Source organism: Salmonella sp. SAL04213 (assembly GCF_046550535.1).
In the GTDB taxonomy this organism is placed as follows: domain Bacteria; phylum Pseudomonadota; class Gammaproteobacteria; order Enterobacterales; family Enterobacteriaceae; genus Salmonella; species Salmonella enterica.
Window position 1 is genome coordinate 360,292 of record NZ_JBGDXS010000004.1, and the last position, 24,583, is coordinate 384,874.

The window sequence follows — 24,583 nt, forward strand, 5'->3', positions numbered from 1 at the left end:
CATCATTAAAACCACTGGCCAAAGCGTTTGATATAAAAGCGTTTCATGCCTTGCGCCACCAGACAGTAGCTCAATAGTGTCGCCACCAACCACGGGAAGTAGCTCAGTGGCAGCGGCTCCAGTCCAACCATCGCGCCCAGAGGTGAGAATGGAATATAAATGCCTATCGCCATAATCAAGCCGGTCGTCAATAATACCGGCAACGTCGCCCGACTTTGGATAAACGGTATTTTCTGCGTCCTTAGCATATGCACGACCAGTGTCTGCGAGAGCAGACCCTCAATAAACCAGCCGGACTGAAAGAGCGCCTGCGCCTCTACGTTATTAGCTGCAAAGACGTACCACATCAGCGCAAAGGTTGTGATATCGAAAATAGAAGACGTTGGGCCAATCCATAGCATAAAACGACCAATATTTTTCGCGTCCCATTTCCGCGGCTTACGCAGGAACTCTTTATCCATTTTGTCCCACGGCAACGACAACTGCGAAATATCGTACATCAAATTCTGGATCAACAGATGAATCGCCAGCATCGGCAGAAACGGAATAAACGCGCTGGCTACCAGTACCGAAAAAACATTGCCGAAATTAGAGCTGGCGGTCATATTCAGGTATTTAATGATATTACCAAAGGTTTCCCGCCCTTTGATAACGCCTTCCTCAAGCACCATGAGATCTTTTTCCAGCAGAATAATATCTGATGACTCTTTAGCAATATCGGCGGCGCTATCGACGGAAATTCCCACATCCGCATCACGAAGCGCGGGCGCGTCGTTGATCCCATCTCCAAGAAAACCAACGGTATGACCATTTCTCTGTAGCGCTTGCAAAATACGCGTTTTTTGTAACGGCGTCAGCCGGGCGAATACTGCGCGTTTCTCCACCTCAGATGCCAGTTCGGCATCCGACATCGCCTCAACCTGGGTTCCGGTCAGGATATCGTGCGTATCAATACCCACTTCCAGACAGATACGCGCCGTCACGACCGGATTATCGCCGGTGAGGACTTTGACCGCCACGCCGTTATCCCGCAACGCGGCAATCGCTTTACCGGCGCTCTCTTTCGGCGGATCGAGAAAAGTGAGCATCCCTTCGATGGTAAGTTCGGTCTCATCCTCCACACTTAATGTCGGATTGTTCCCGGAGCCATCCAGCTTACGTGTCGCTATCAGCAATACACGGAATCCCTGCGCATTGTAATCTTCGGTTTTCGCCAGCAGCAGCTCGCGGCGTGTTTCCGTCAGCGCCACTACACGATCGCCTTCGCGAAGATGGGTGGCTACCATCATCATCTCTTCAACAGCGCCTTTGCAGATCAGGCATCTGTCTCCATGCTGCGTATCCTCCACCAGGACCGATACCCGGCGACGTACAAAGTCGAATGGCAGTTCATCGCGTTTAATGAAGCGCGCTTTTGTCGATGGTGCGATGCGGCCCTCGCCAAAACGCAGTATGGCGCGATCCATCACATTCCGTGCGCCGCTCTGGCTGCTACTATTCAGCCAGGCCAGCATCAATACCCGGCTGCTTTTTACACCGCTCACATCCAGATGATGCTCCAGAAAAATATTGTCCTGGGTTAAGGTGCCGGTTTTATCTGTACACAGCACATCCATCGCGCCGAAGTTTTGAATAGCGTTCAGGCGCTTGACGATCACTTTGCGCCGCGACATCGCAATCGCGCCTTTTGCCAGGTTGGAACTGACAATCATGGGCAACATTTCCGGCGTCAACCCCACCGCAACCGCCAGCGCGAACAGCGAAGCCTCTACCCAGTCTCCCTTACTGAAACCATTGATCAGCAGGACAACCGGCACCATGATCAGCATAAAGCGTATCAACAGCCAGCTCACGCTGTTGACTCCGCGATCGAAAGCCGTCTGGGTACGCGTACCCACAATGGATTTCGCCAGCGAGCCGAACCAGGTACGGCTTCCCGTCGCAACCACGACCGCTTGCGCTCTGCCGCTGGTTACATTGGTTCCCATCAGACAGATATTGCCCAAATCTAACAGGCTCTTATCTTTGTCAGGCAATTGCTCGCTGTCTTTACCTGCCACATCAGCCATAACATCGTATTTTTCTACGGGTAATGATTCACCACTAAGAATTGACTGGCTGATAAAGAGATCGCGCGACGCCAGCAGACGGACGTCGGCGGGCACCAGATCGCCTGCGGCCAGAAAAACCACATCGCCCGGCACCAGTTCTTCAATGGGAATCTCTTCCTGCACCGCGCCTATATTGCCCGGCCCACGACGCAACACCGTGGCGGTGGTGCGAACCATCTTTTTCAGCGCCTGTGCTGCTCTGTTAGTGCGAAACTCCTGCCAGAAACGCAATAACCCGCTCAAACTGACCATCGTCAGAATAATCAGCACGCCAGTGAGATCGGTCTCTTCGCCACGGCGTAACGGGAGCCAGTAATCCGTGATGAAACTAACCCCTGCCAATGCCATCAGAACGTAAATAAACGGGTTATTGAATGCCTGCAGAAGCTGAATCAGCGCCGGAGGAACTTGCTCATGCGCCACTTCATTGCGCCCATACACTTTCAACCGTTCGCTGGCCTCTTCTATCGTGAGGCCCTGACGATGGCTGTTCAGCCGCGCCAGTGTCTCCTCCGGGCTATGAAAAGCTTCCGCTTCGATCGGAAATACTTTTTTATGCTGCTTATCATTTTCTGACGCCGGGCGATTGAGTTTCCGGTTTTCAATGTTCATGTCAGTCATGATGAATCCCCAAAATTAAGGTGTAGTGTTTCCTGCATATCACGCCCGGGGAATAGCAAACTCACGATTTCAAGGTGAATGCCCGGGAGAATTATCTATGCATAAAAAAGGTTATTGCTTACTCACTATTTTGAGTGGGTTTTATTTTATCAACTCGGGAATATCCATCATTCCCTCCTTATACGCCTGGCGTAATGTTGAAATTGAATGAAAAACTATTATTGACTATCAATGCTCCAGTGAATTGCGGTGATATTATCGTTATCACCTATTCTGGATATAATCAGTTCTCGCGTTTTACGATAATCAGCATGACCCACGAGCTCGGCACGAATTTCTTTATAGCCCTGTTCCTGAGCGGGGACCGAACCTAACCCTTGTAAACAGATCGCGGCCTCTTTTACGATATTCAGTAACCACTGACGAACCTCGCTTTCATCTTCTTTATTACAGGTTACTTTCAGGATATAACGTTTTTCTCCCTCGGCGGATACCGGGAGTTGATTTATACGCTGCGCCGCTTCACGCAGTAAAATATTGGCACAAAGAATAATGATCGTCGCCGCCAGCGCATTTTTGAACTGCCCTAAGCCGCATAACACGCCGATGCCCGCCGAACACCATAGCGTTGCCGCAGTGTTCAGCCCGCGCACATTCATCCCTTCGCGCATGATGACGCCCGCCCCCAGAAAGCCAATCCCAGAGACAATCTGCGCCGCAATTCGCCCGGGGCTGTCTGGCGATGTCGTCATGGAGCTCAGAATAAAAACGGCGGCGCCTGTCGCCACCAGCGCATTAGTGCGTAATCCCGCCATACGTTGACGCCATTGTCTTTCCGCGCCAATCAGCGCGCCCAACAGCATAGCGGCCAGTAAATTTAAAATATAAGGAAACATTAACATACGTTCCTCCATTTTTTCTGGAAGAATAAGTACGTGCTATATTTAGCACACGACAAATTTCTGCCCTGAGGCAATTAGCGTCGTGTTAACGGCGGAGGAAATAAAGCGTGTTTAAACATGAACATGACGATTACCTCGCGACAATGCACGTGTTGTAACATTATTGGGATGACAATCGTCACAAGGGGAGATTGCTGCCCACCGGTTCGGCAAGCAGCGCAGGAATAGCGTGCGTTAACTTGCCAGATGATTTACGTAAAAGTGACTGTCCAACATATTACTCCTGCATGAATTTGCGCTTATTATAGTCAGCCAATATGTTCCGTAAAGTGCAAAGGCGGGTTTAGTGACGTTCTGTTTAAGTTTGTTTGATATTTTTTCTTATGACAAAAAAATGACAATATTATGTCGATAACAAGCTCGTCTGAAATCATTAAACAATAAATTCCTGCTTAATACCGGCGATAGCTCTGTTATGATGCCTGCACGTAAAAAAATAAAACAACATGACGAGGAAAAAATGGGTTCCACCAGAAAAGGGATGCTAAACGTCCTGATTGCCGCCGTATTGTGGGGGAGTTCAGGCGTTTGCGCGCAGTACATCATGGAGCAAAGCCGTATGTCGTCACAGTTCCTGACGATGATACGTTTGTTATTCGCCGGGCTGATACTGGTGACCTTCTCCTTTATGCACGGCGATAAGATATTTTCGATTCTTAAAAACCGCAAAGATGCACTGAGTCTGCTGATTTTCTCCGTGGTGGGCGCGCTCACCGTTCAGCTAACCTTCCTGCTCACGATTGAAAAATCCAATGCCGCCACCGCGACAGTGCTGCAATTTTTATCGCCGACCATTATTGTCGCGTGGTTTGCATTAGCGCGAAGAACACGACCAGGCATTCTGGTCTTAACCGCCATTCTTACATCGCTTATCGGCACCTTTTTACTGGTGACTCACGGCAATCCAACATCGCTGTCGATCTCTTCAGGCGCGCTGTTCTGGGGTATCGCCTCCGCATTTGCCGCCGCCTTTTATACGACCTGGCCTTCCAGGCTAATCGCCCAATACGGCACGCTGCCAGTGGTCGGCTGGAGTATGTCCTTTGGCGGCCTTATTCTGCTGCCCTTCTACGCTAAAGAAGGAACGCACTTTGCGGTGAGCGGCAGCCTGATTCTGGCCTTTTTCTACCTGGTGGTGATCGGTACGTCGCTGACGTTCAGCCTGTATTTGAAAGGCGCGCAACTGATTGGTGGCCCCAAAGCCAGCATTTTAAGCTGCGCGGAACCGTTAAGCAGCGCCCTGCTGTCGCTACTGCTGTTGGGGATTAGTTTTACCTTGCCGGACTGGCTGGGCACGCTGCTCATTCTCTCGTCAGTGATTCTGATCTCCCTCGATTCCCGTCGACGCGCGCGGGCCGCTTAACGCCGTTGATAATCACGATGACCGGGCGGAAGAGGGAAAAGTTTAATGGCGCTTTGCCTTAATCTCTTCGTCAGAAAGCCCGGTAATCATCAGCACCATCTGCCGATCTATCCCCTGTTCCAGCATCGTATGCGCAATACGCAAGGCTTCCTCCTGCTTACCTTGATGTATACCTTGCTGTATGCCTTGTTGCACGCCTTCACGCTTACCTTTTCTGCGCCCCGATTCACGTATTCTGTCTACGATCGTCATTAATCTCTCCTTGTGTTGGGGAACACGACGCGCCACCTCGCGGATAAACTTGCCAAAACGAGGCGTGCTGCCATGCTGTATTAGCAAATAATTAAACAGCGCTTTTAGCTGACTGTCATTAGCGTTTCCCGTAATCAGAAGTACCGCTAAGCGCTCGACCAATCCCATCAGGTCGCGCTGACGTATATGCTTTTGTACCAGCTCCAGCATCGCGATACGTCGATGCTGCATAATCTCGTTATCCGGCACCACCGTAATGTCTACCAGTGGAAATGCCGTCGCATAAAGCTGACGCGCCAGTGCAGGATCGTCAAACTCATCCAGCCAGCACAGCGAAAAGGGATACGGGCTTTTCGCGCCATGGTAAAACAGCATGGGAATCACCAGCGGTAACGTTTTATGGCCAGCATCCAGATGGCGCTGCATCGCGGCAGTCGCGTAACGCATTAACCGGAACGCCATATGCGCGTCCGGCGTACTCTGATGCTCTATAACGACATAGATATAACCGTCGCCTTCACACGTTTTTAGCGACCAAAGGACGTCGGAATAAAACGCGCGTAAATTTTTCTCGATAAAACTGTCCGGCGCCAGTTTTAACGTCGTCAGATCGCAACGTATTCTTAGCGAATGGGGAAGATGAATATTGAGAAAATCCCGCGCGGTATCCGGATGGCGTAAAAACGTTTTGAATACCGCATCATGAGGCGTGGACGTGGGGCTTTTTTTCATGGCGATCCGTCACCTGAGGCATAAGATGACGCCACTGTACTCGCCAAAAATACAGACAGCATTCAGGAAAATTTAACCCTGCGAGGAGGCTCGAAAGGGAATCACTGACGGCTGCAATACGTACATTTTTGCCCGGCCTGCTACGCATTATCGACCGGTAGCGTAACGCTAACCGGGCCTACAAATACACGTCATCTGTAGGCCAGGTGAACGCAGCGCTCTTCGGCGATAAATCTCACACCAGCGCTTTGACTATCTCCATCAACCGAATGACGTCTTCGGGGCGCGTATTGCCGGTTTGCGGATCGATAATCGAGCTGTAAACATGCGGCATGACGCGCGGCACGCCTGCTTCCAGGCAGGTTTGCAGGATAATACCGAAATTATCCAGTGAGATACCGCCGGTCGGCTCAATGAGCGTCATTCCGTGGCGGGCGGCGGTTGTCGCCAGCGCATAGAGTTCCGGTAACGACTTTTCGCCGCCCATCGGGAAAAACTTCGCCGCATGTGCGCCCATATCCTGCATCATGCGTACCGCCGCTTCACAGGAAACGCGGGCTGGCGTTCCCTGGCTGCTGCTGACGCCGGTAGAAATCACCACCTCGCCAGGCGTTCCCGTCGGGCTGACCAGGGCGTTGATATGCGTTTGCTCGCCGCCCGTCGCCGCCAGCGCGCCCGCCGCGAAGCCGCTGCCGGTAAAGGTCTGGTTGACATGGGCCGGGTGAGTATGGGCGGCAATCATCGCCGCTTTGTAGTACTGCGCCGGGTCGCCTGCGCCCAGACCCACTGAGATAGACGGCACCTCCGCCATCCAGCGTTTCACCTCCGGCACGCCCTCTTCTACCGTAGCGAACTGCGCGGAAAGTACGCCAATGACCGCATGGCCTTCGGCGGCTTCATAGATAGCCTTCGCGTTGGCGATATCCTTTGCCAGTACGTTAATCGCTACCCGCTGACGATAAAAATTAATCTGCTGCATGTTCTGCAATCTCCCTGAGTCGCGCCACAATCAATGCCATTTCCCCTTCAGCTACCGTGCGTGGATCGAGGCTAAAAACCCCCTGATGAAGCTGATATTTGCGGGCGTAAATCGCTATCTCGCCGCCGCGCAACTGCGCTTCGACGTCCTGCGCATTCAGCCCCAATTCAGATGCGTTCACCCGCACACGAATACGCCAGATTGCACGCCCGGCCTCATCCTGTTCGATATCGGCATAAAGTCCATGGATGGCGGAAATCGCTTCCGCGACCGGCTGTAACTGTGCTGCGGTCACGGTCGTCTGGCCCTGGTGGTAATTCTCCAGCGCATACACCAGCCCAACCATGTTTTCCTTGCCGATTTTCATCGCCCTGGCAATCCCCTGGTGCTGCGCTTTGCAGGCGGCAATCCACGTTTTCTTGCCAGTAACAAAGCCGGAGGTTGGCGCATTAAAGGCTTTCGCGCCGCTATAGATAACCATATCCGCGCCGCTCGCCACCCAGCCGCGCAAATCCTCTTCCGCCGCGGCATCGACAATCAACGGCAGGTGGTTGGCCTGCGCCACCTGTACAAAATCGTCAATGCTCAACATGCCTTTCTGTACGCAATGGTGTGATTTCACATACAGTAGCGCGGCGGTCTTTTCGTTAATGGCGCTTTCCAGTTGCCAGCGGGCCGCCAGATTGCTCGACCCCGCTTCCACTATGCGCCCGCCGCCAAGACGAATGGCGCTGGTGACTGGCGCGCCGTAGTCCACATTATGCCCGCGCAGCATCACTACCTCATTGGCCATACCGGTACTGTCCGGCATCAGGGCGACGCGCGCCCGATCGCCGTGGGTGATAGCGGCAGCGACGGCAATGGCAATACCCGCCGAGGCGCACGAGGTGATATAGCTATCTTCAGCACCCGTATAGCGCGATACCAGTTCGCCGGTTTTTTCCACCAGCGCATCAATCTCGACGAAAGCGGAAGCCGCGCGCGCGGTGGCCTGCATGACCTCCGGCGCGACGCTTGAGACGCCCAGAATGGTCATTTTGCCGCAGGCGTTAATGACCTTTTTCAACCCCAGTTGTTGATAGATATTCGGCGTCATGATTTACAGCACTCCCAACAACGAACAGACTATGCTCAGTGCGACAATCGACAGCAAAATGGTGGTGTAGCGCGGCCCTTTTTTTACCAGATAGAAGTAGATGGCGAATACCGCCGTCAGTGGCAATAAGCCCGGTGCGATAGAGTCGAGGATCTGCTGAACCACCACTTCAGATCCTTTCAAGGCGCTAATTTTTAACGGCGTGGTGATTTTGACGTAGCTGGCGGAAAGCGCGCCCATCATGATCAAACCCAGCACGTTGGCCCCGTAGATCAGTTCTTTGATTCGCCCCCCTTGCAGCAGGCCGATAATCGAATCACGCCCCAGCGTATATCCTTTGTGGACCATGCCGTAGCTGATCGCCAGGGTGATCGCCGGGTAGAGAATCAGCGGAATAATACCGCCCATCGCGCTGCCATTTGCTGCGAACGGAATAAAGATCGCTATCAACAGCGGCATCACCGCCGCCCAGATAATCGAGTCGCCCATCCCGGCAAGCGGCCCCATCAGGCCAGTTTTAATGCCGGTGATAGACGAGTCGTTAATCGGCTCGCCGCGCGTTTTTTGTTCTTCCATGGCAATAGAGATGCCCTGAATCACCGCGCCGAAGGTCTGCTCGGAGTTAAAGAAGTTAAGGTGGCGTTTTAGCGCTTCTACCTGCTCCTCTTTTTGTGGGTAAAGTTTTTTGATGATCGGCGTCATCGAGGCGCAGAAAATCAGGCTTTGTAAGCGCTCATAGGAGCTGGAAACCTCGGCGCCCAGCCAGTAGATAAACCAGGCTTTGGTGATATCTGCTTTGGTCAGCGCCCCGCTTTCCCGCGCACGCTCAACCAGTTCATGTTGCATTACGTCACTGCTCATCATGCTGCTCCTTCATTTTTCGCCAGGCCTTTAATCAGGAAGGCGACACAGGTGCCGAAGATGGCCATCGCCATGATGTCGACCTTGAGGTACAACACCGCGAAGAACCCGCCGATAAACCACGGCAACAGGCTCTTTTTACCGATCACCATAATGGTGATGGCAAAGCCCAGCGCCGGCAGAATGCCGCCCATGATTTCAAAGGAGTGGGTTAACCAGTGCGGCATCAGTTTAAGGAAACTTTCCACCACATCCTGGCCAAAGTAGTTAGCGGCAAAGACCACCGGGAAGCGCAGCACCAGCCCCAGCAATGCCGGGTAAAGAAAGGCGCAACGCATGATGCCCGCCATGTTTGCCGTTTCCGCGTGTTTATCCGCCATATGCACCCAGGCGGCGTTCAGCGTGCGCCTAAGCTGATCGAGAAACACGCCAATCACGCCAAACGGGATTGCCAGCGCGATCGCCAGGTTTGGGTCCATACCGGCCTTCACCGCGATAGGAATGGAGATACAGGCCGCCAGCGCCGGGTCCGACGGCACGTTGCCGCCCGGCGTTGAGGTCACGCCCAAATAAACGAGCTGCATCCCTGCGCCGATGATCATCGCGGTCTGCATATTGCCAAGCAAAAGCCCGACAAATACCGCGATCACCACCGGTTGTAACAGCATCGCGGAGAAGGTGTAGCCGAGGCGTAAACGGGCAAACCAGTAATACAACCCCATCAGGCTTGCAAAGAGTAAGGTATCCATAGTGTTATCCTATACACTTCATCCTTCAGGCTGCCTCTTTGTTGGCTGCCTTCGCTCACCCCAGTCACTTACTTTAGTAAGCTCCAGGGGATTCACTCAGTTGCCGCCTTGATGCATCCAGAATGATTTTGTGTCTATTAAAGGGTTAGAATTTTTTCAGGATATCGTCGAGCGGCTGCGGCTTATCTTCCGGAATGGTCTGGAAAAATACCTGAACGCCACGGTTTTTCAGGTCGTTAAGAATGCCGACGTCTTTTTCATCCAGCGTAATATTCTGAAAAACCGCCTTGCGGTTTGGCCCGCCGCCGAGACCGCCAACCTGAATGCGGGTAACGTCAAAGCCCAGTTGTATGGCGTCCTGCACCGCTGCCAGTGAGGGAAAAAGCACCAGCACGTTACCGTCGCCAAGCTGATTTTCTTTCCATGCGGCGGCAAAACTCTGGTTGCCGAAGCAATCCACTTTGATATTTGGCGGCGCGGCCATCAGGTAGATATTTTTCATAAACGGATCGGCGTCCAGTTCATCACTCACAACGGCTATCCGGTTCGCCTGAGATTGTCCGACCCACTTCGTGACAACCTGCCCATGAATGAGACGGCTGTCGATGCGGCATAAAACGATATTGGCCATGATGTTTTCCTTAGAGTGATTGTTGTAGCTGACGTACATGGGCGACCACATCCAGGCAGCTACTGCGCCCGGCCTCAACTAACTCGTCCACGCAGGCGGTTAGCATCCCTTGTTCGCGCCTGTCCAGCGCCTCCAGCAGTAGCGACGCATTCAGTCCGGCGATCACCGCCACCGGATAATCGGCGCTTAGCCGCGCCGCGACGTTGGACGTTGTGCCGCCGACAAAATCCGTCAGGATCAGCGAGCCTTCCGGCAGCGTTTTCACCACGGCCTCGACGCGTTGATAAAACTCGCCCAGCGTATCGACAGGCATTAGCGCGATTTCCGTCACGCCTTTAATTTCGCCCGTGACCATACGCAGGCTGTTGCAAAGCGGTTGTCCCCAGCCGCCATGCGTCAGCAGCAGGATGTGGGGCAACGGTTGTGTGGTAGTCAAAATGGCCTCCTGGCGCAATTACATGAGGACACCGGCATATATTGCCCGGTGGCACTGCGCTTACCGGGCCTACAGGACACTCCCGGTAGGCCGGATAAGGCGTTTACGCCGCTATCCGGCATAACGCATCATCAGAAGAGCAAAGGTTGTGCCAGAATTTGTGTCACGCGAGGAAGAAGAAAGGTCTGGCGAGGCGCGAAGCCCCGCCAGTAAAAGGATTAACTATAGAGCAGTTCGTAGATATAAAAATATTCCGCATCCGATAAACGGATGGCGTAGGCGTCTTCGATCGGCAGAAAAGCGGATTTGATGACACTAAACGCGCGCGCGTCCAGATTCGGCTGACTTTCCAACGCCATCTGTAACGGTTTTCGGTTAATCACAATACGCTCTACCATACAGCAGCAGTGGATCAGGAAGCGCAGTGTCACCTGGCGGCTTGGTTTCAGGGAAAGCGAAAACGTCAGATGGTTAAAAACGCCCTCCATCTCTTTCAGAATACGCTGCGGGTTAAGCACGGAAATATGGTTGATGATACTCTCCATCGTTAGCGCGCTGATAAAGCGCATGGCGCTGCGCTCCATCTCCAGACGGCGTTCAGCGTTGGACAGATCGGGCGTTAACAGGCTCAACACCAGTTCCGGCCCTTGTTCGGAGAAAAGCTCTTCCAGCGAAATAAACGGAATATCCGGCAGCCCCGGCTGGAAAGTGCCGACAATCCCCGCCAGCCGCTCGCTGGCATTCAATGCCTGCTGAACGCGCTCCAGACTTCGTACCTCGTTATAATCAAGGATCACCATCCTGGTGTCCTGCGACATCAGTTCGCCAAAGCTCTCCTCCAGCACCTTTTTGATTTTTTCCGCCGTTCCCATGCCAGTAATACAGGAGATGACCAGCACTTTGCCGCCGTTCTCCTGCTGCGGCGTACAAAGCTGGCAGGGGATATTTTTACTCTGCAGGAGCGCCGTCAACTGTGGTAAGTCGCTGGTTTCATAGCTTAAATCCAGCCCGACTTCCAGCAGACTGGTCAGCGTGATGTTCGGCATGAGCAAAACATCTATCTGGAATAACTTACTGATCGTACTGCCGAAATGGATCAATGAGCCGATGTCCACCAACAGGATAAGCCGCCGATATTGGCGGGTTTGAATCATTTGGGTCAGCGTTTCCAGCGTGTCATGCACCGACTGTTCAAACGGCATGTCGATGGCGCTGAACAGCTCGCGCTCCAGCACGCGGTTGACATATTGCGCCTGACTGGTGGCGGTGGTCGCGCCGTGAGCGATCAAAATGACCCCGCAGTCGGGGCTGGCATCGATGCGCTGACGATAATGGCGGCACTCTTTCAGGAACAGGCATAGCCAGACCACTTCCGTCGCCGGACACTGAATATGCAGCAGTTCGTTGATTTTCCGACACAGCAGCGCGGCGTTGTCATATTCGTCTTTGCAGCGATCCAGGATCAAACTGGAAGAGTAAAGCTGCGGGATCAGGCCACGCTGCACGTAGCCTATCAGCGCCAGGAAGTGTTTACGCAGTGGGTTAACCAGATTTTCCGGCAGCGAAAAGCCCAACACCTGCTCTACGCAGCCAATCAGCAGCGTCACGCGCTCTTCAATCTGGTCGCCATAGCGCGGCGGATGCGCCACGCTGTCGCGGCTGTAGAGACCGTATTCAAAAATCGAGCTGAGTTTATTTTTCAGGATCGCCAGCGTCTCCGCCGGGGGGACGTTACTGTTGCGCAAATTAACATATTCGCGCGTCAGGAAGCTGTAAAAGAGGTCGCTCTCTTCAATTTCCGCCCCGGTCGCCAGCGACGTCTTCAATGCGGGCAGCGTGCGCGCGTCTATATTTAGCCGCGCTTTACCGTCAAACAGAGTATCCACCAATAGACGCTGTTCCGGCGTCGGGTTAACCGACATCTCCGCCAGCCGTTTATCCAGCTGTAGCGTGTCGTTATGCTCGGTCATTCCCGATGCCCACGCCTGAGCGCAAAGAAACTGAATATCGCTTTTTAGCTGACCGATATTGCCTTCCAGGGGTTTATTCAGCAACCAGAGCAACAACGGTTTATCAATGCTGACCGTGCGTTCTATTTTGCGGCTTTCCCGCTGTAAGAACCCCACGATCAGTTCGATCTGTTCTTCAACGGAGCGCTGGCGAATGCCCGGCAAATCAATGCATACCTGAATACGCCGCTGGAAAGTACGTAACAGCGCCGACCCGACCGGCTCGGTAGTGGCGCAAATCAGGCGTACCGAAATTGATCGCGGCTGGCTGCTCACGCCGAGCGGACGGTACTCGCCTTTATCCAGAATAGAGAACAGCTTTTCCTGCCCTTCATAAGACAGACGGTGCACCTCGTCCAGCAGCAGATAACCACCGTCCGCCTGCTCCACGAGGCCTGTTTTATGTTCATTCGCGCCGGTAAATGCCCCCTGCCGATGACCAAACAGATGCGAGGAGAGCAGTTCCGGGTTATGGGCGTATTCCGCGCAGTTAAAGTAGACCAGCGGCGGGATAGCGCCGCTCGCCTGTTCACAGGCGAAACGGTGCATCAGTTCCGCAAAAAAGGTTTTACCGACGCCGGACGGCCCGGTAAGCAGAACGTGTAAACCGTGCGGATAGAGCACCGCCGCACGGCCTTTTTCTACCGCATCGCGCAGGCTGCGATCGTAACCAATCAGGCTGGTAAACGGATCGTCGGGCGCGTAATGCTCTTCATGCGGCAGCACATCCGCCACCGACCGCACTTCGCGTTCAGACTCTTTCAGCTGACGTCCCAGCAACGTTTCCAGCGCCTGACGATGCAGAAAATAGACCGGGCGGCCACGGCTTTTGATTGCCAGCCCGTCATTCCATAACTGATTGAGATCTTTGCTGACGGAGTTACGCGCCAGCCCAAGATTGAAACCTATCGCCTCCGCCGTAAACGCCGTCTCCTGCGCCAAATCGGCAAGGCATAGCCCGCGCGTCAGCCGTTCCAGCTCTCCCAGTACGATCTCAATACGTCTCATTACACTACCGCTTACGAAATAAAAGAGTAGTCAGAACATACACTATTCTGCCACGCAAGAAAGTGAAGGCGCAGCGAGAAGCCGCCTTCCCACTTTTGCCTGACTTCAACGCCAACGGATAGCACGCCCCGATGAGTGAACGTCGCACGGTCTACACTTACTCTTGAAAAAGTGCAAACCGATAAGGATACCGTTTATGAAACGAAAAACGCTTCTGCTTATTGCCACACTTGTCGCGCTACCAGGCGTCACGTATGCCGACTCTCCGTTTAGCTCACTCCAGTCGGCGCATGAAAAAAATACGATTTTAAAGGATTTGCGCAAAATGTGTACGCCCAAAGGCGCGCTAACCGATGAAGCCTGGGAGAAAAAAATCATGGCGAGCGAGGGGAACCAGCAGCATATTCGGGAGGCGATGATCGCGATAGAGCGCAACAATCAGCATAACTACTGGCAGGCTCTCGGCAAGGTGGAATGCCCGGAGATGTAGCACCGCTTTTCCGCTTTTTGGTCGCGAAAATGCGGACTGTAACCGGTTTCTGTTCGCCAAAATCGCGTATTCTGGAGCGAATTTACGCGATCAAGGAGTACGACAATGCGATACCGTTTTCCCGATAACTTCTGGTGGGGCAGCGCCTGCTCAGCGTTGCAAACCGAAGGGGATAGTCTGAATGGCGGTAAAAGCCAGACCACGTGGGATGTGTGGTTCGAGCGCCAGCCTGATCGTTTTCACCAGGGCGTCGGCCCAGCGGAAACCTCAACGTTCTATCGCCACTGGAAGCAAGACATCGCGCTACTGAAACAGTTAAAACATAACAGTTTTCGCACCTCGCTAAGTTGGGCGCGGCTCATTCCAGACGGTGTAGGCGAGGTGAATCCACAAGCGGTGAGCTTCTACAATCACGTCATCGACGAGCTACTGGCGCAGGGCATCACGCCGTTTATTACGCTGTTCCATTTTGATATGCCGATGGTCATGCAGGAGAAAGGCGGCTGGGAAAATCGCGACGTCGTAGAGGCGTTTGGTCGGTACGCGCAAACGTGTTTTACCTTGTTTGGCGACCGCGTGAAGCACTGGTTTACCTTTAACGAGCCGATTGTGCCGGTGGAAGGCGGCTATTTGTACGACTTCCACTATCCCAATGTGGTGGATTTTAAACGTGCAGCCACCGTGGCGTACCATACCGTGCTGGCGCACTCGACCGCCGTGCGCGCCTGGCGCGCCGGGCGCTACGACGGTGAAATCGGCGTAGTGCTGAATCTGACGCCGTCCTACCCACGCTCGCAGCATCCCGCCGATGTGCAAGCCGCGCATCATGCGGATCTGTTATTCAACCGCAGTTTTCTTGACCCGGTATTAAAGGGAGAATACCCGGCGGACTTGGTGGCGCTGCTGAAAACCTATGACCAGTTGCCTGCCTGTCAGCCAGGCGACCGTCAGCTTATTGCCGACGGCAAAATCGATTTACTGGGGATTAACTATTATCAGCCGCGCCGCGTGAAATGCCGTGATACGGCGGTGAATCCGCAAGCGCCGTTTATGCCGGAGTGGTTATTTGACTATTACGACATGCCGGGGCGCAAGATGAACCCTTACCGCGGCTGGGAAATTTACGCGCCAGGAATTTACGACATCATCACCAACCTACGGGATAATTACGGCAATCCGCGCTGTTTTATCTCCGAAAACGGGATGGGCGTTGAGAACGAGCAGCGTTTTGTGCAAGCGGGACAGATTCACGATGATTACCGGATTGACTTTATCTCTGAGCATCTTAAATGGCTGCATAAAGGCATTAGCGAGGGCTGTCACTGTCTTGGCTACCACATGTGGACCTTTATCGATAACTGGTCATGGCTGAACGGCTATAAAAATCGCTATGGTTTTGTACAACTGGATTTAGCCACCCAAACGCGCACGGTGAAAAAAAGCGGAGAATGGTTTGCCGCCACCGCAGAGCATAACGGTTTTGATTAAGCATTTATTATTGCCGGATAACGACTAACGTCGTATCCGGCCTACAAATGGCAGCAATATCAACTCATTGGCGTAATACGGACTTTCGCCGCCACGACTAACGCCGTCAACAGCATCAGTCCGCCGGAAAGCGCCAGCGGCGAAAGCAGCCCGAAATTGTCGAGCGCATAACCGCCCACCGCCGCGCCACAGGTATTTGCCAGTTGAATCACCGCGACCTGGATGGAACCGGCTTTTTCCGCCTGATCGGCAAGGGAACGAGTGATCCACGTTGACCATCCCACCGGCACCAGCGCAAACGCCAGTCCCCAGATAATCGCTATTGCCGCCGCCACGGTTTTGTCATTTCCCCACACAATGAGCGTCAGCGCGCTCAGCGCCAGTAGCAGCGGCGCACCGGCCAGCGCCAGTTTTACCGAACGTTTCAGGACATAAGATGAGAAAGAAGTGCCAACGAAGCTGGCAATACCAAAACTGAGCAACACCAGCGTCAGACCATCAACGTCAAAGCCCGCCAGATTCATATAGACCGGGCGAATATAGGTAAAGAAAGCGAACTGCCCGGCAAAAGACATAAAGATGGCGATCATCCCGGCCATCACGCCAGGGCGTTGCAACAGGCTAAACATATTCTGTTTCTGGTGAGAAGGTTCGCCCGGCAGCGACGGCAGTGATTTCACCACCCAGATGACGCACAGTACGCCCATCACCGCAGCGGCGTTAAAGACATTACGCCAGCCAATAATACCGCCCAAAAAACTGCCCAGCGGCGCGGCGATCACTAACGCGATGGAAACCGCGCCAAAAATCACCGACAGCGCTTTCGGCACGGTACGCGCGGGAACCAGTCGCATGGTCAGCGACGCCGACATCGCCCAGAATCCGCCCAGCGCCAACCCAAGACAGGCGCGGCCCAGCAACAGCAGCGTAAAGCTGTTGGCAAAGGAGACCATCAGACAAGAAGCCGTCAGCAAAACGGCGAACAGAATAACGATATAACGCCTGTCGGTCGCCTGAATAATCTGGGTAATGAACAGGCTGGAAAACATCGCGACAAACGCCGTAACGGTGACCGACTGACCGGCGACGCCCTCGGAGATCCCCAGATCCTGCGCCATCGGCGTCAACAGACTAACGGGCAAAAACTCAACGGTAATCAGGCAGGCGACACAAAACGCCACGGCAAAAACGGCTGACCAGTTAGGCCTGGCAACCCCATCAGCGCGGAATTTTTCTGCGATATTTTCATTCATTGTGGTCACCTGCGTCGTTTTAGTGCGGAAAATCCACGCAGTGTAACATTACAAAATGTGATCTGATTAACGTTTTAGCAACTGACATTGTTGCGCTGCATTTTGCGAGGCTGGTCGAGCGTTGAGAATTATCTTCTCTCGCTGCGTGTAAAACCAAAAGGTAAGACATAGTGTATCACCTGGTGCTATACTTTAGATTACAGGATGTCAACCTGATGCGAATCTTCAAAACCAGGTGGTTTAACAGAGAAGCGAAGTCCCACACGATAAAAGACGACGAGTTAAGCGAGGCCATCAACGCCGTACTGCAAGGAAAAGCAGATAATCTTGGCGGCGGAGTTTATAAAAAACGTCTCAATCAAAACCGCGATCGCGCAATCGTGTTGGCAAAGGGAGGCGAACATTGGTTTTACACCTTCCTGTATGCCAAACAGGATATGGCCAACATTAGCTATCGCGAACTCGCGGGTTTCCGTGAGTTAGCAAAACACTATGCTTGCCTGACCGAAGATCAGATAACGGCACTCATTAATAACAAAGAACTGGTAGAGGTGCGCCATGTCAGCAAAAACTAAATTCAAAAGCCCTGCCTTTGAAGCGATTCATAGCGCGGCATCTGGATTATTTAGCGTGGATGCCATTCCCCAGGAGACAATGCGCAGTTTTGACACGGCCTGCTTAAGCAGCATCAAAGACCTGCAGCCACTTGAAATAAAAGCGTTACGAGAAGAACTCAACGTTAGCCAGCCGGTTTTCGCTCGGTACCTGAATACCAGCGTATCAACGGTTCAAAAGTGGGAAAGCGGCGCCAAGCGTCCCAGCGGGATGTCACTGAAACTACTTAATGTTGTCCAAAAACACGGGCTAAAGGTGCTGGTATGAGGGTTTTACCGATGGTCTGTTAAGGCTATTCATACGATCATGAGTGCAGGAAGCCTCTACAACTTCCTGCGCCGTTTGATGGGAATTGCACTATACTGACTCACCAAAGCCATCAGCAAATGCAGATTTTAATTCATCCATAAAAGCCAGTTCATCCTGTCCATCACAAATTAAATCAATCATTGTGTTTCCCTTTACGCCAGCCCCCAAAATACTCATCATTCCTTTAATGGGAATTTCTTTGTCATTATTAACTAGCGTTAATGAAGACTGGTATTTTTTGACAATTTTCGCAAGTGTAGCGGCTGGCCGCGCATGAAGCCCCGTACTGTTCATAACGCGTACTGTTTGTCTAATCATATATTTTCCTTAAGAGACTTTGCGGAATGCTGAGTGATGTTTATTCATCATCTTAATTTTAGAATAAACATCATCCTCAACTGCCTGTTTTGCGTTCGCCATGACACGTGCCAGATTAGCCTCGTTGTTATTATTTACCCAAGCCTTACCGACAGTAGTAATAAAGGCTTTACGCAAATCACTCGCAATATTCACTTTGGCTACTTTGTAATTAACAAAGCTGCGAAGAATATCCGCGTCAATACCAGAACCTCCATGAATAACCAAAGGTACCGGACTGACAGACGCGATGCGTTGTAATAGCGGGATATCAATGCGTGGGATATCTTCAAGACCATGTACATTACCAATTGACACTGCCAGCATGTCGCACCCTGTCTCCTCAACAAAGCGCTGAACCTTCTCAGGTTCAGTTTTGCAGTCAGCCTCGCTGACATGATCATCTTCCTTACCCAGAATAGCGCCTAATTCCGCTTCGACGGGAACACCAAATGATTTACAGAAATCGACAGCTTCTCGGGTAAATGCAATATTTTCTTCGAACGGTAGCGCCGCGCCATCAATCATTACTGAGGTAAATCCGGCCCGGACAGCCTGCTTAACATCTTCCAGAGTTTTCCCATGATCCAGATGCAGGCTGACAGGAATATCCATTTTGTCGGCATGTCGCTTAACTATTTCATAAATGTAATCGTAACCTGAAAGCTGTGCATTAGTAGGAGCAATTTGAATAAAATTGGGCAATCCGGAACGTTCTATTGCATTAAGAATGGAAATTGTTGTCTCCAGGTTCGTTGTATTAAATGCCCCCGCAAGGACATGTTTTTCCTGAATACAATTGAGCAGGATCCTACCATTGACTAAAGGCATATTAACTCCAGATATTTATGTGAGCAGTGTAAGTAAATTATCGAACTATTGAGTTATCACAGTTATTCACTAATAAGCGCCCCTTCTTGCCGCAGTTTAAATTGATAAAATGACAGCCATTGCTGCTGATATATTTTCAACTTTGCAGAACGAACCGCGTCAGGAAAATATCGCTCAGCCACAGGAACAGTCGGGGGGACAACATTCGGACAGGCTATCAACAATGCTCCAAGGGAGACGGTTTCATCAAAAGCAATGGCCTCAATTGGACACTGGAGGATGTCAGCCTTCAACTGGAGCCAGTATGGGTTTTTCACCGCAGGGCCAATGACTTTTACTGTCCTGCCCGCCGGGATATTAAAGCACCCATGACAGTGTGCAAACTCCATCGCCAGGCCAATAAAGACACTCTCAAGCAGAGACTCCGGAGGAAGTGAATCCGTCAGCCCAAAAAGCAGGCCACGAGTGTGCCGATTTTTATTTGGCGAACCCGAGCCCCGCAAATGAGGAATAAATACCGGCACATGCTCGACAGACCAGGAAGGTTTGAGGTATTGCTCCATGACTTTTTCCAGGCCTGTGCTTATTTCCTTATCAGTTAAACGAAAGGTTTTTTTCACCCATTCAAGCGCATAACCGCCGACAGGCAGAGAAGCGAAAAGCGTGAAAAATTCACCATCGGAGTAACAACCATTTGCCAGCTTATTCCTGCGAGCCTGCACATCAAGCGTTGGCTGTGTATTCAGCAGTAAAATACCCTCTGTCGTGCCGGTAGAATTCAGCACATCGCCCGGTTGCATCTGTAATGCGCGGGCACCGACCATATGATCGTGTCCAGCGAGTGTGACTTTTACCTCATGAGAGAAGCCCAATTCCTCTCTAAGCGTTGCCGTCATCCATCCGGCCACTTCACCTGGCTTTATCAACGGAGCCAGTACACCGAACGGTATGCCGAGAATCCCGGCAGCATTACGAGACCAGGTACGGCGAGCAATGTCCAGACACAACGTTCTACTGGCCAGGGATATTTCCGTCTTTTTCGCACCTGTCATTCGCCACAACAACACTTCTGGTGCATGTAACCAGCAGATATCTTTTCTTTCATGCAAGGAGTAGTTATCAAGTAACCATCTCATTTTAAATGCTGAGTAATTACTGTGAGGTGGCAATCCCGTTATAGAATACAGTTCTTCAGCCTCTGCCTTGCTTAATGACGAGAGATAAGATTCACCACGTCGATCATACCAGGCCAGCATCGGGGTAAGAATGACGCCCTCCTTATCCACAAAGACGCCAGACTCACCGAAACTCGCAATACTGATATTTTTTACCGGAAACGGTACTGAAGCCACCAGTTCAGCCATTACCAGTCGCAGTGCCTGCCACAGCGCTTCGATATCGAAATCTACCTCGCCTTTGTCCGACGATATTGTTGGCGTCGGAAACTTGCGGACTTCCAGAACTGACACGTCATGACAGGAATAACAGCTGACTTTGCAGTTAGTTGTGCCAATGTCAATGACAAGCGCTGCGTGGTAATCAGGCATAGACCGTTCCTTTTGTCAGGCGAAAAACACCATAAATAACCAGCGCAAGCACAGGTATCAGCCCGATAGCAATAATATTTCCGTTGAATATTTCAAGCAGCCAGAAACGGAAGGGGTTACCGCCATCAAGGAAGCTTGATACCTGACCACTTGACCCCTCAGCCATTTTGAAATTGACATCCTTAGCCATACCGGTAATAAATGGCGCAATTTTGGTCGCAATCCACAAGTCGGCGACAATAACAGGAATTGCGGTTATCACAGCCCGGAAAATATTGCCACGACATGCCAGTACAATCATGGAAGCCATGACTGCCAGGTTCGCAAGGTCTCCCAGTGGCAGGACTTTATTGCCAGGAAGAAGGAATGCAATAAAGACAGAGATGGGTGTCAGAATCAGTGCTGTAGATATAATGGCTGGGTTACCTACTGCTACCGCGATATCCAGTCCGATAAAGAGATCATCACGGCCAGGATATTTGGCATTCAAATATTTCTTAATGGCTTCAGACAGAGGTAATAAACCTTCCATCAAAATTCGTACCATACGCGGAAGAATGAACATGACACCGCCAATGCTGATCCCCAGCAACAGGATATGTTTAAAGTCATACCCGGCAATGATGCCCAACAAGACCCCCAGAATAGTACCCACCATCATAGGCTCGCCGAAGATTCCCATTTTTTTCTGAACGTTTTCCGGATCAATATGAATACGGTTAACACCAGGGATCTTGTCGATAATTTTGTCGAACAGCAATCCAATCGGAAAGAAGACGACAGATGACAGGGTCGGAAGTGAAATACCTTCCAGACCGAAGTACTTTGCCACTAATGGCGCAGACCAGTCCGCCAGTTTGAGAACCACGATCGCGGCAATAGCGGCTGCGGACAGACCCAAAACAAAACTCCCTGTGCTGTAGTAAACCAGCGTTCCAGCCAGGGCAAAGTGCCAGTAGTTCCACATGTCGACATCAACAGTACGTGTCTTATTCAGGGCCAGCATGGCGACATTAATCAGCATCGTCAGCGGAATGACAAAGGGTGCGATTGGTGAGCCCCAGGTAATTGCGGCCAATGGTGGCCAGCCTAAATCGACAACAGGAAGGCTAATACCAGTTCGCTCAACCATTGCCTGTGCAGCCGGGCCTACGTTGCTGGTAAGTATGTCAAAGATGGCATAAATTCCGACAAACCCTATTCCGACAATTAACGATGAGCGAAGTGCTTTAGCGGGTTTTACTTTGAAGAACAATGCCAGGAAAAAAAGGACCAGCGGCAATAAAACCGTTGGGCCAAACCCCAGGACATATTGCACAACGGTATAGAGAGTATGTGCTATATCATTCATATCCGACCTCTTATTCAGATGTGACCAGACCTCGCGTTAGCGCCTGGATAATTTATCTGTTTTTTATTTATGAAATCAGGCTTGGCCTTTAAGGATTGAAACTATTTTTTCAAGAACTTTATCTTCACCTACTCCGGTAATGATTGGCAGACCACTAACAACCGGAATATCCAGTTCATAAGGAACTTTCGTTGTTGATACAACCAAAGCTGCACCATCGGTATTGTTTGGCAATGAGGCTACATTAGTTTGGGAATAATTAACATCAAGCCCATTGTCTTTACAATATTCCATTACTTTTTCTGCCACAGCCGTGGAAGTAGCAACACCCGTTGCGCAAACAAATAGTATCATTTTACTCATACTTCACCTCTTTCAGATATGCGTGTGTAAATTGACTGATAAATTTCATCATCATTCATGACCAGTAACTGCTGCATAAAATCCTCATCCTGGATCACATCCATAATCCAACCCAGTACGTTGAGCTGCTTATTGCTTTCACCTAAAGCAAGCATAAACACCACCCTGACAGGTACGGGATCTGGTTCCCCGCCCATATCTTCGAAATTGACGGGTTCTGCCAGTATTCCAACGCTAATGGCGTTTTGGCGAACATACCTGTGATCAGTATGTGGAATAGCGACACCTACAGGCTCAACCGGTAGACCCGTTGGAAAATTCTGTTCTCGCGTAATGACGTGATCGGCAAAATCAGATACAACCATACCATCGTTAATTAACGGACTGGCAAGAGCCTTGATTATGTCATTCTGACTCACCTCTTTAGGGAGGTGGCGAACATAATGACGGCGAAAATGAATATCCTGCATAGATTCCTCTTTGCTAGTCAGGCATCCAGGCGCTGTAAAATAGTGCCAAGATAATATTTATTACCTTTTAACCAGACGTTACCAAAATCAATGGCCAATCCTCTAGAGAAAAATACCAACTGTTCCAAATGCAAAACAGGTGCGTCTTCACCAATATCAAGATAATGGCCTCGCTCATTACCAATTAATTTAGCTGCGTAACGGCTTTCAGAAAAACTTATTTTCTTATCAGATAATCTTTCTATTGCTGAAAATAAATTCTCCCTGGTAAAATCTACATCAATAATACCGGGGCAGAGATCAATGTTGATACGATTTTCAATCAACATGACTTTTTCATCGCCAATACAACGAAGGCGTTTAAGAAATAAAACATCTTGTCCCGGTTTGATACTCAGTTTCTCTGCTACAAAGCGGTTAGCGGGCTCCAGTCGGGAGGTTATAACACTGGTTGTGAAGTTTATCTTCTGGCTGGCTAAGGCTTCAGCAAAGGAGAGCAAACCTTCACCCAGTGGGTAAGCAACATTTTCCTTCTTTACGAAAGTTCCTTTACCCTGCACTTGCACAAGAACACCTTCCCGGACAAGCTGGTCAACCGCTTTTTTAACGGTACCGCGACTCACCTCCAGCATATCCATGATTTGAAACTCTGAAGGTATCCGGTCATCCTCAACTAATTCTCCGCTATAAATACTTTCCCTTATCCACTCCACAACCTGTTGATACAGTGGGATGTGTGAACTTTTACTCAATGTTTTCATGGTGCGCGCCTAAACATTTAGAGTTGTCTATAGACAATCATGTACAACTTCGAGTTTATGATAAGAAATTTTGAGACAGGAGGTATGGCAAGGAGTCACAGTTTTAGTGTTCAAAACAAGATCACATTTCCGTGATATATGTCACGGAAATGATGAGCTATAAGCCTCTGATGTTTTGGCGTCGTTAGCGGTTATTCGGTGCGTTACTTCTGTGGTTCACCCTTAGCAAATACGATGGCGGCTACGCTTTATTTAGTTAACGATGAATCGCGCCACCCGGCCGTTAATCGTGGCTCGCCGCCCTTGCCAGCCTCATTCATCTCGTCTTTTGTTAACGAGATAGTGAAGAGTATCAATGCAGCCAGTGGACACCCTCTTCCGGCTGAAAAAAGGCGTTATAGCGCAGTTGAAACGCGTTGATCTCCTGCATATCGGGTTCCATTTCGCGCAAAAAGCCCAGCGCCAGCCGTACCTGTGTGTCGGTGATCGGCGCGGCTAAACGCGCTTTTTGCAGCAACCGATGCCACCGCTGCAAATTCTGATCGCCGCCATCGACAATCACCATTTGCCAGATAAGTAACACCTGAGCGGCATTTTGCAAATGCGATTCATCAGGGCGATGCAGATACTGTAAAAACTCACCGCCCGCCGTTTTACCCATCTGATCAATCATCGATTCTATCGGTACTACATCAATATTCAGACGTTCGCTCAGGCGGCGAATCGCCCGGCGGGTATCCGATGTCAGCACCCGAAAACCCACAATAAACACCACCACAAACGTGGCCAGAATCAACCAAATCATGCGCACATCCGTCACCAAACAGGATGCCCATCATAACGGTAAATTTATAACTGTCGACGTTCTGGCCTGTCAGGATGTGATTTATTAACGCCTGTCTTCATTCACGCCAGACGCCGGATGTCCTGTCTGACGA

24 protein-coding genes are annotated in these 24,583 nt (G+C 51.1%); 5 read left to right on the forward strand and 19 right to left on the reverse strand.

Annotated elements, in window-relative coordinates:
* Positions 1-5: 5 nt before the first annotated feature.
* Positions 6-2,732, reverse strand: a complete 2,727-nt coding sequence (gene mgtA / locus ACLJPQ_RS13475; protein WP_000131292.1) for a magnesium-translocating P-type ATPase — start codon at positions 2,730-2,732, stop codon at positions 6-8.
* Between the two features lie 218 nt (positions 2,733-2,950).
* On the reverse strand, positions 2,951-3,646 hold the full coding sequence (locus tag ACLJPQ_RS13480) for an MgtC family protein (RefSeq protein ID WP_000392700.1): 696 nt from the start codon (positions 3,644-3,646) through the stop codon (positions 2,951-2,953).
* Between the two features lie 508 nt (positions 3,647-4,154).
* Between ACLJPQ_RS13480 and ACLJPQ_RS13485 the strand changes: the two genes are divergently transcribed.
* Entirely contained in the window at positions 4,155-5,057 is a 903-nt protein-coding gene (locus tag ACLJPQ_RS13485) for an EamA family transporter (protein ID WP_000535970.1), read from the forward strand.
* A gap of 42 nt (positions 5,058-5,099) precedes the next feature.
* On the opposite strand, the gene ACLJPQ_RS13490 is transcribed toward ACLJPQ_RS13485, so the two are convergent.
* The 8 genes from ACLJPQ_RS13490 to dagR form a co-directional block, all read right to left on the reverse strand.
* Positions 5,100-6,041 (reverse strand): Rpn family recombination-promoting nuclease/putative transposase, encoded by a 942-nt coding sequence (locus tag ACLJPQ_RS13490; protein ID WP_000749539.1) that lies wholly within the window; start codon positions 6,039-6,041, stop codon positions 5,100-5,102.
* Between the two features lie 235 nt (positions 6,042-6,276).
* Complete coding sequence (gene dagF, locus ACLJPQ_RS13495) at positions 6,277-7,020, reverse strand: 2-dehydro-3-deoxy-phosphogluconate aldolase (RefSeq protein ID WP_001186147.1); 744 nt, start codon at positions 7,018-7,020, stop codon at positions 6,277-6,279.
* A complete protein-coding gene (gene dgaE, locus ACLJPQ_RS13500) occupies positions 7,007-8,116 on the reverse strand; it encodes a D-glucosaminate-6-phosphate ammonia lyase (protein ID WP_080184948.1) in 1,110 nt (369 codons plus the stop codon). Before dgaE ends, dagF begins: the two co-directional genes overlap by 14 nt.
* A gap of 3 nt (positions 8,117-8,119) precedes the next feature.
* Positions 8,120-8,980, reverse strand: a complete 861-nt coding sequence (locus tag ACLJPQ_RS13505) for a PTS system mannose/fructose/sorbose family transporter subunit IID (protein ID WP_161976246.1) — start codon at positions 8,978-8,980, stop codon at positions 8,120-8,122.
* The gene (locus ACLJPQ_RS13510; RefSeq protein WP_000380259.1) at positions 8,977-9,726 is read right to left on the reverse strand and encodes a PTS mannose/fructose/sorbose/N-acetylgalactosamine transporter subunit IIC; all 750 of its coding nucleotides are present in this window, start codon (positions 9,724-9,726) and stop codon (positions 8,977-8,979) included. The genes ACLJPQ_RS13505 and ACLJPQ_RS13510 overlap by 4 nt, the downstream gene beginning before the upstream one ends.
* A 145-nt stretch (positions 9,727-9,871) precedes the next feature.
* Positions 9,872-10,357, reverse strand: a complete 486-nt coding sequence (locus ACLJPQ_RS13515; RefSeq protein ID WP_001284295.1) for a PTS system mannose/fructose/N-acetylgalactosamine-transporter subunit IIB — start codon at positions 10,355-10,357, stop codon at positions 9,872-9,874.
* 10 nt (positions 10,358-10,367) lie between these two features.
* Entirely contained in the window at positions 10,368-10,793 is a 426-nt protein-coding gene (locus tag ACLJPQ_RS13520; protein WP_000214106.1) for a PTS sugar transporter subunit IIA, read from the reverse strand.
* Positions 10,794-11,011: 218 nt separating this feature from the next.
* Complete coding sequence (gene dagR, locus ACLJPQ_RS13525) at positions 11,012-13,810, reverse strand: transcriptional regulator DagR (RefSeq protein ID WP_080184946.1); 2,799 nt, start codon at positions 13,808-13,810, stop codon at positions 11,012-11,014.
* A gap of 196 nt (positions 13,811-14,006) precedes the next feature.
* Here dagR and ACLJPQ_RS13530 point away from each other — a divergent pair, with 196 nt between their 5' ends.
* Together ACLJPQ_RS13530 and ACLJPQ_RS13535 are read left to right on the forward strand one after the other, a co-directional pair.
* Entirely contained in the window at positions 14,007-14,300 is a 294-nt protein-coding gene (locus ACLJPQ_RS13530; RefSeq protein ID WP_000824217.1) for a YicS family protein, read from the forward strand.
* A gap of 105 nt (positions 14,301-14,405) precedes the next feature.
* Positions 14,406-15,788 carry a glycoside hydrolase family 1 protein gene (locus ACLJPQ_RS13535; protein ID WP_001270471.1) on the forward strand — a complete coding sequence of 461 codons (1,383 nt, stop codon included), beginning with the start codon at positions 14,406-14,408 and terminating at the stop codon, positions 15,786-15,788.
* 59 nt (positions 15,789-15,847) lie between these two features.
* Here ACLJPQ_RS13535 and nepI read toward each other — a convergent pair whose 3' ends face one another.
* Positions 15,848-17,041: a purine ribonucleoside efflux pump NepI gene (nepI, locus tag ACLJPQ_RS13540; protein ID WP_080184945.1), complete on the reverse strand. Its 1,194-nt coding sequence runs from the start codon at positions 17,039-17,041 to the stop codon at positions 15,848-15,850.
* A 215-nt stretch (positions 17,042-17,256) separates the two neighbouring features.
* On the opposite strand from nepI, the gene ACLJPQ_RS13545 reads away from it, so the two are divergent.
* Together ACLJPQ_RS13545 and ACLJPQ_RS13550 are read left to right on the forward strand one after the other, a co-directional pair.
* Positions 17,257-17,616 (forward strand): type II toxin-antitoxin system RelE/ParE family toxin, encoded by a 360-nt coding sequence (locus ACLJPQ_RS13545; RefSeq protein WP_001217953.1) that lies wholly within the window; start codon positions 17,257-17,259, stop codon positions 17,614-17,616.
* A complete protein-coding gene (locus tag ACLJPQ_RS13550; RefSeq protein ID WP_001274841.1) occupies positions 17,600-17,923 on the forward strand; it encodes a helix-turn-helix domain-containing protein in 324 nt (107 codons plus the stop codon). Before ACLJPQ_RS13545 ends, ACLJPQ_RS13550 begins: the two co-directional genes overlap by 17 nt.
* 90 nt (positions 17,924-18,013) lie before the next feature.
* Here the strand turns inward: ACLJPQ_RS13550 and ACLJPQ_RS13555 are convergent, their stop codons facing one another.
* From ACLJPQ_RS13555 to ACLJPQ_RS13590, 8 genes are all read right to left on the reverse strand, one after another.
* The gene (locus tag ACLJPQ_RS13555) at positions 18,014-18,283 is read right to left on the reverse strand and encodes an HPr family phosphocarrier protein (protein WP_000621109.1); all 270 of its coding nucleotides are present in this window, start codon (positions 18,281-18,283) and stop codon (positions 18,014-18,016) included.
* A 9-nt stretch (positions 18,284-18,292) separates the two neighbouring features.
* Positions 18,293-19,153 (reverse strand): class II aldolase, encoded by an 861-nt coding sequence (locus ACLJPQ_RS13560; protein ID WP_001131797.1) that lies wholly within the window; start codon positions 19,151-19,153, stop codon positions 18,293-18,295.
* A gap of 62 nt (positions 19,154-19,215) precedes the next feature.
* Positions 19,216-20,700: an FGGY-family carbohydrate kinase gene (locus ACLJPQ_RS13565; RefSeq protein WP_079973795.1), complete on the reverse strand. Its 1,485-nt coding sequence runs from the start codon at positions 20,698-20,700 to the stop codon at positions 19,216-19,218.
* Positions 20,693-22,051 (reverse strand): PTS galactitol transporter subunit IIC, encoded by a 1,359-nt coding sequence (locus tag ACLJPQ_RS13570; RefSeq protein WP_000997825.1) that lies wholly within the window; start codon positions 22,049-22,051, stop codon positions 20,693-20,695. The genes ACLJPQ_RS13565 and ACLJPQ_RS13570 overlap by 8 nt, the downstream gene beginning before the upstream one ends.
* A gap of 75 nt (positions 22,052-22,126) precedes the next feature.
* Positions 22,127-22,414, reverse strand: a complete 288-nt coding sequence (locus ACLJPQ_RS13575; protein ID WP_000041396.1) for a PTS sugar transporter subunit IIB — start codon at positions 22,412-22,414, stop codon at positions 22,127-22,129.
* Complete coding sequence (locus tag ACLJPQ_RS13580) at positions 22,411-22,884, reverse strand: PTS sugar transporter subunit IIA (protein WP_001152237.1); 474 nt, start codon at positions 22,882-22,884, stop codon at positions 22,411-22,413. Before ACLJPQ_RS13580 ends, ACLJPQ_RS13575 begins: the two co-directional genes overlap by 4 nt.
* A 17-nt stretch (positions 22,885-22,901) precedes the next feature.
* Entirely contained in the window at positions 22,902-23,645 is a 744-nt protein-coding gene (locus ACLJPQ_RS13585) for a GntR family transcriptional regulator (RefSeq protein ID WP_000854956.1), read from the reverse strand.
* Positions 23,646-23,997: 352 nt separating this feature from the next.
* On the reverse strand, positions 23,998-24,450 hold the full coding sequence (locus tag ACLJPQ_RS13590; RefSeq protein ID WP_001519640.1) for a DUF1198 domain-containing protein: 453 nt from the start codon (positions 24,448-24,450) through the stop codon (positions 23,998-24,000).
* Positions 24,451-24,583 lie beyond the last annotated feature (133 nt).

What these genes read in the sequence shown, in the direction of transcription:
- mgtA (WP_000131292.1), bottom strand. Translation starts at nt 2,732, where the DNA reads ATGACTGACATGAACATTGAAAACCGGAAACTCAATCGCCCGGCGTCA.
- ACLJPQ_RS13480 (WP_000392700.1), bottom strand. Translation starts at nt 3,646, where the DNA reads ATGGAGGAACGTATGTTAATGTTTCCTTATATTTTAAATTTACTGGCC.
- ACLJPQ_RS13485 (WP_000535970.1), top strand. Translation starts at nt 4,155, where the DNA reads ATGGGTTCCACCAGAAAAGGGATGCTAAACGTCCTGATTGCCGCCGTA.
- ACLJPQ_RS13490 (WP_000749539.1), bottom strand. Translation starts at nt 6,041, where the DNA reads ATGAAAAAAAGCCCCACGTCCACGCCTCATGATGCGGTATTCAAAACG.
- dagF (WP_001186147.1), bottom strand. Translation starts at nt 7,020, where the DNA reads ATGCAGCAGATTAATTTTTATCGTCAGCGGGTAGCGATTAACGTACTG.
- dgaE (WP_080184948.1), bottom strand. Translation starts at nt 8,116, where the DNA reads ATGACGCCGAATATCTATCAACAACTGGGGTTGAAAAAGGTCATTAAC.
- ACLJPQ_RS13505 (WP_161976246.1), bottom strand. Translation starts at nt 8,980, where the DNA reads ATGATGAGCAGTGACGTAATGCAACATGAACTGGTTGAGCGTGCGCGG.
- ACLJPQ_RS13510 (WP_000380259.1), bottom strand. Translation starts at nt 9,726, where the DNA reads ATGGATACCTTACTCTTTGCAAGCCTGATGGGGTTGTATTACTGGTTT.
- ACLJPQ_RS13515 (WP_001284295.1), bottom strand. Translation starts at nt 10,357, where the DNA reads ATGGCCAATATCGTTTTATGCCGCATCGACAGCCGTCTCATTCATGGG.
- dagR (WP_080184946.1), bottom strand. Translation starts at nt 13,810, where the DNA reads ATGAGACGTATTGAGATCGTACTGGGAGAGCTGGAACGGCTGACGCGC.
- ACLJPQ_RS13530 (WP_000824217.1), top strand. Translation starts at nt 14,007, where the DNA reads ATGAAACGAAAAACGCTTCTGCTTATTGCCACACTTGTCGCGCTACCA.
- ACLJPQ_RS13535 (WP_001270471.1), top strand. Translation starts at nt 14,406, where the DNA reads ATGCGATACCGTTTTCCCGATAACTTCTGGTGGGGCAGCGCCTGCTCA.
- nepI (WP_080184945.1), bottom strand. Translation starts at nt 17,041, where the DNA reads ATGAATGAAAATATCGCAGAAAAATTCCGCGCTGATGGGGTTGCCAGG.
- ACLJPQ_RS13545 (WP_001217953.1), top strand. Translation starts at nt 17,257, where the DNA reads ATGCGAATCTTCAAAACCAGGTGGTTTAACAGAGAAGCGAAGTCCCAC.
- ACLJPQ_RS13550 (WP_001274841.1), top strand. Translation starts at nt 17,600, where the DNA reads ATGTCAGCAAAAACTAAATTCAAAAGCCCTGCCTTTGAAGCGATTCAT.
- ACLJPQ_RS13555 (WP_000621109.1), bottom strand. Translation starts at nt 18,283, where the DNA reads ATGATTAGACAAACAGTACGCGTTATGAACAGTACGGGGCTTCATGCG.
- ACLJPQ_RS13560 (WP_001131797.1), bottom strand. Translation starts at nt 19,153, where the DNA reads ATGCCTTTAGTCAATGGTAGGATCCTGCTCAATTGTATTCAGGAAAAA.
- ACLJPQ_RS13565 (WP_079973795.1), bottom strand. Translation starts at nt 20,700, where the DNA reads ATGCCTGATTACCACGCAGCGCTTGTCATTGACATTGGCACAACTAAC.
- ACLJPQ_RS13570 (WP_000997825.1), bottom strand. Translation starts at nt 22,051, where the DNA reads ATGAATGATATAGCACATACTCTCTATACCGTTGTGCAATATGTCCTG.
- ACLJPQ_RS13575 (WP_000041396.1), bottom strand. Translation starts at nt 22,414, where the DNA reads ATGAGTAAAATGATACTATTTGTTTGCGCAACGGGTGTTGCTACTTCC.
- ACLJPQ_RS13580 (WP_001152237.1), bottom strand. Translation starts at nt 22,884, where the DNA reads ATGCAGGATATTCATTTTCGCCGTCATTATGTTCGCCACCTCCCTAAA.
- ACLJPQ_RS13585 (WP_000854956.1), bottom strand. Translation starts at nt 23,645, where the DNA reads ATGAAAACATTGAGTAAAAGTTCACACATCCCACTGTATCAACAGGTT.
- ACLJPQ_RS13590 (WP_001519640.1), bottom strand. Translation starts at nt 24,450, where the DNA reads ATGATTTGGTTGATTCTGGCCACGTTTGTGGTGGTGTTTATTGTGGGT.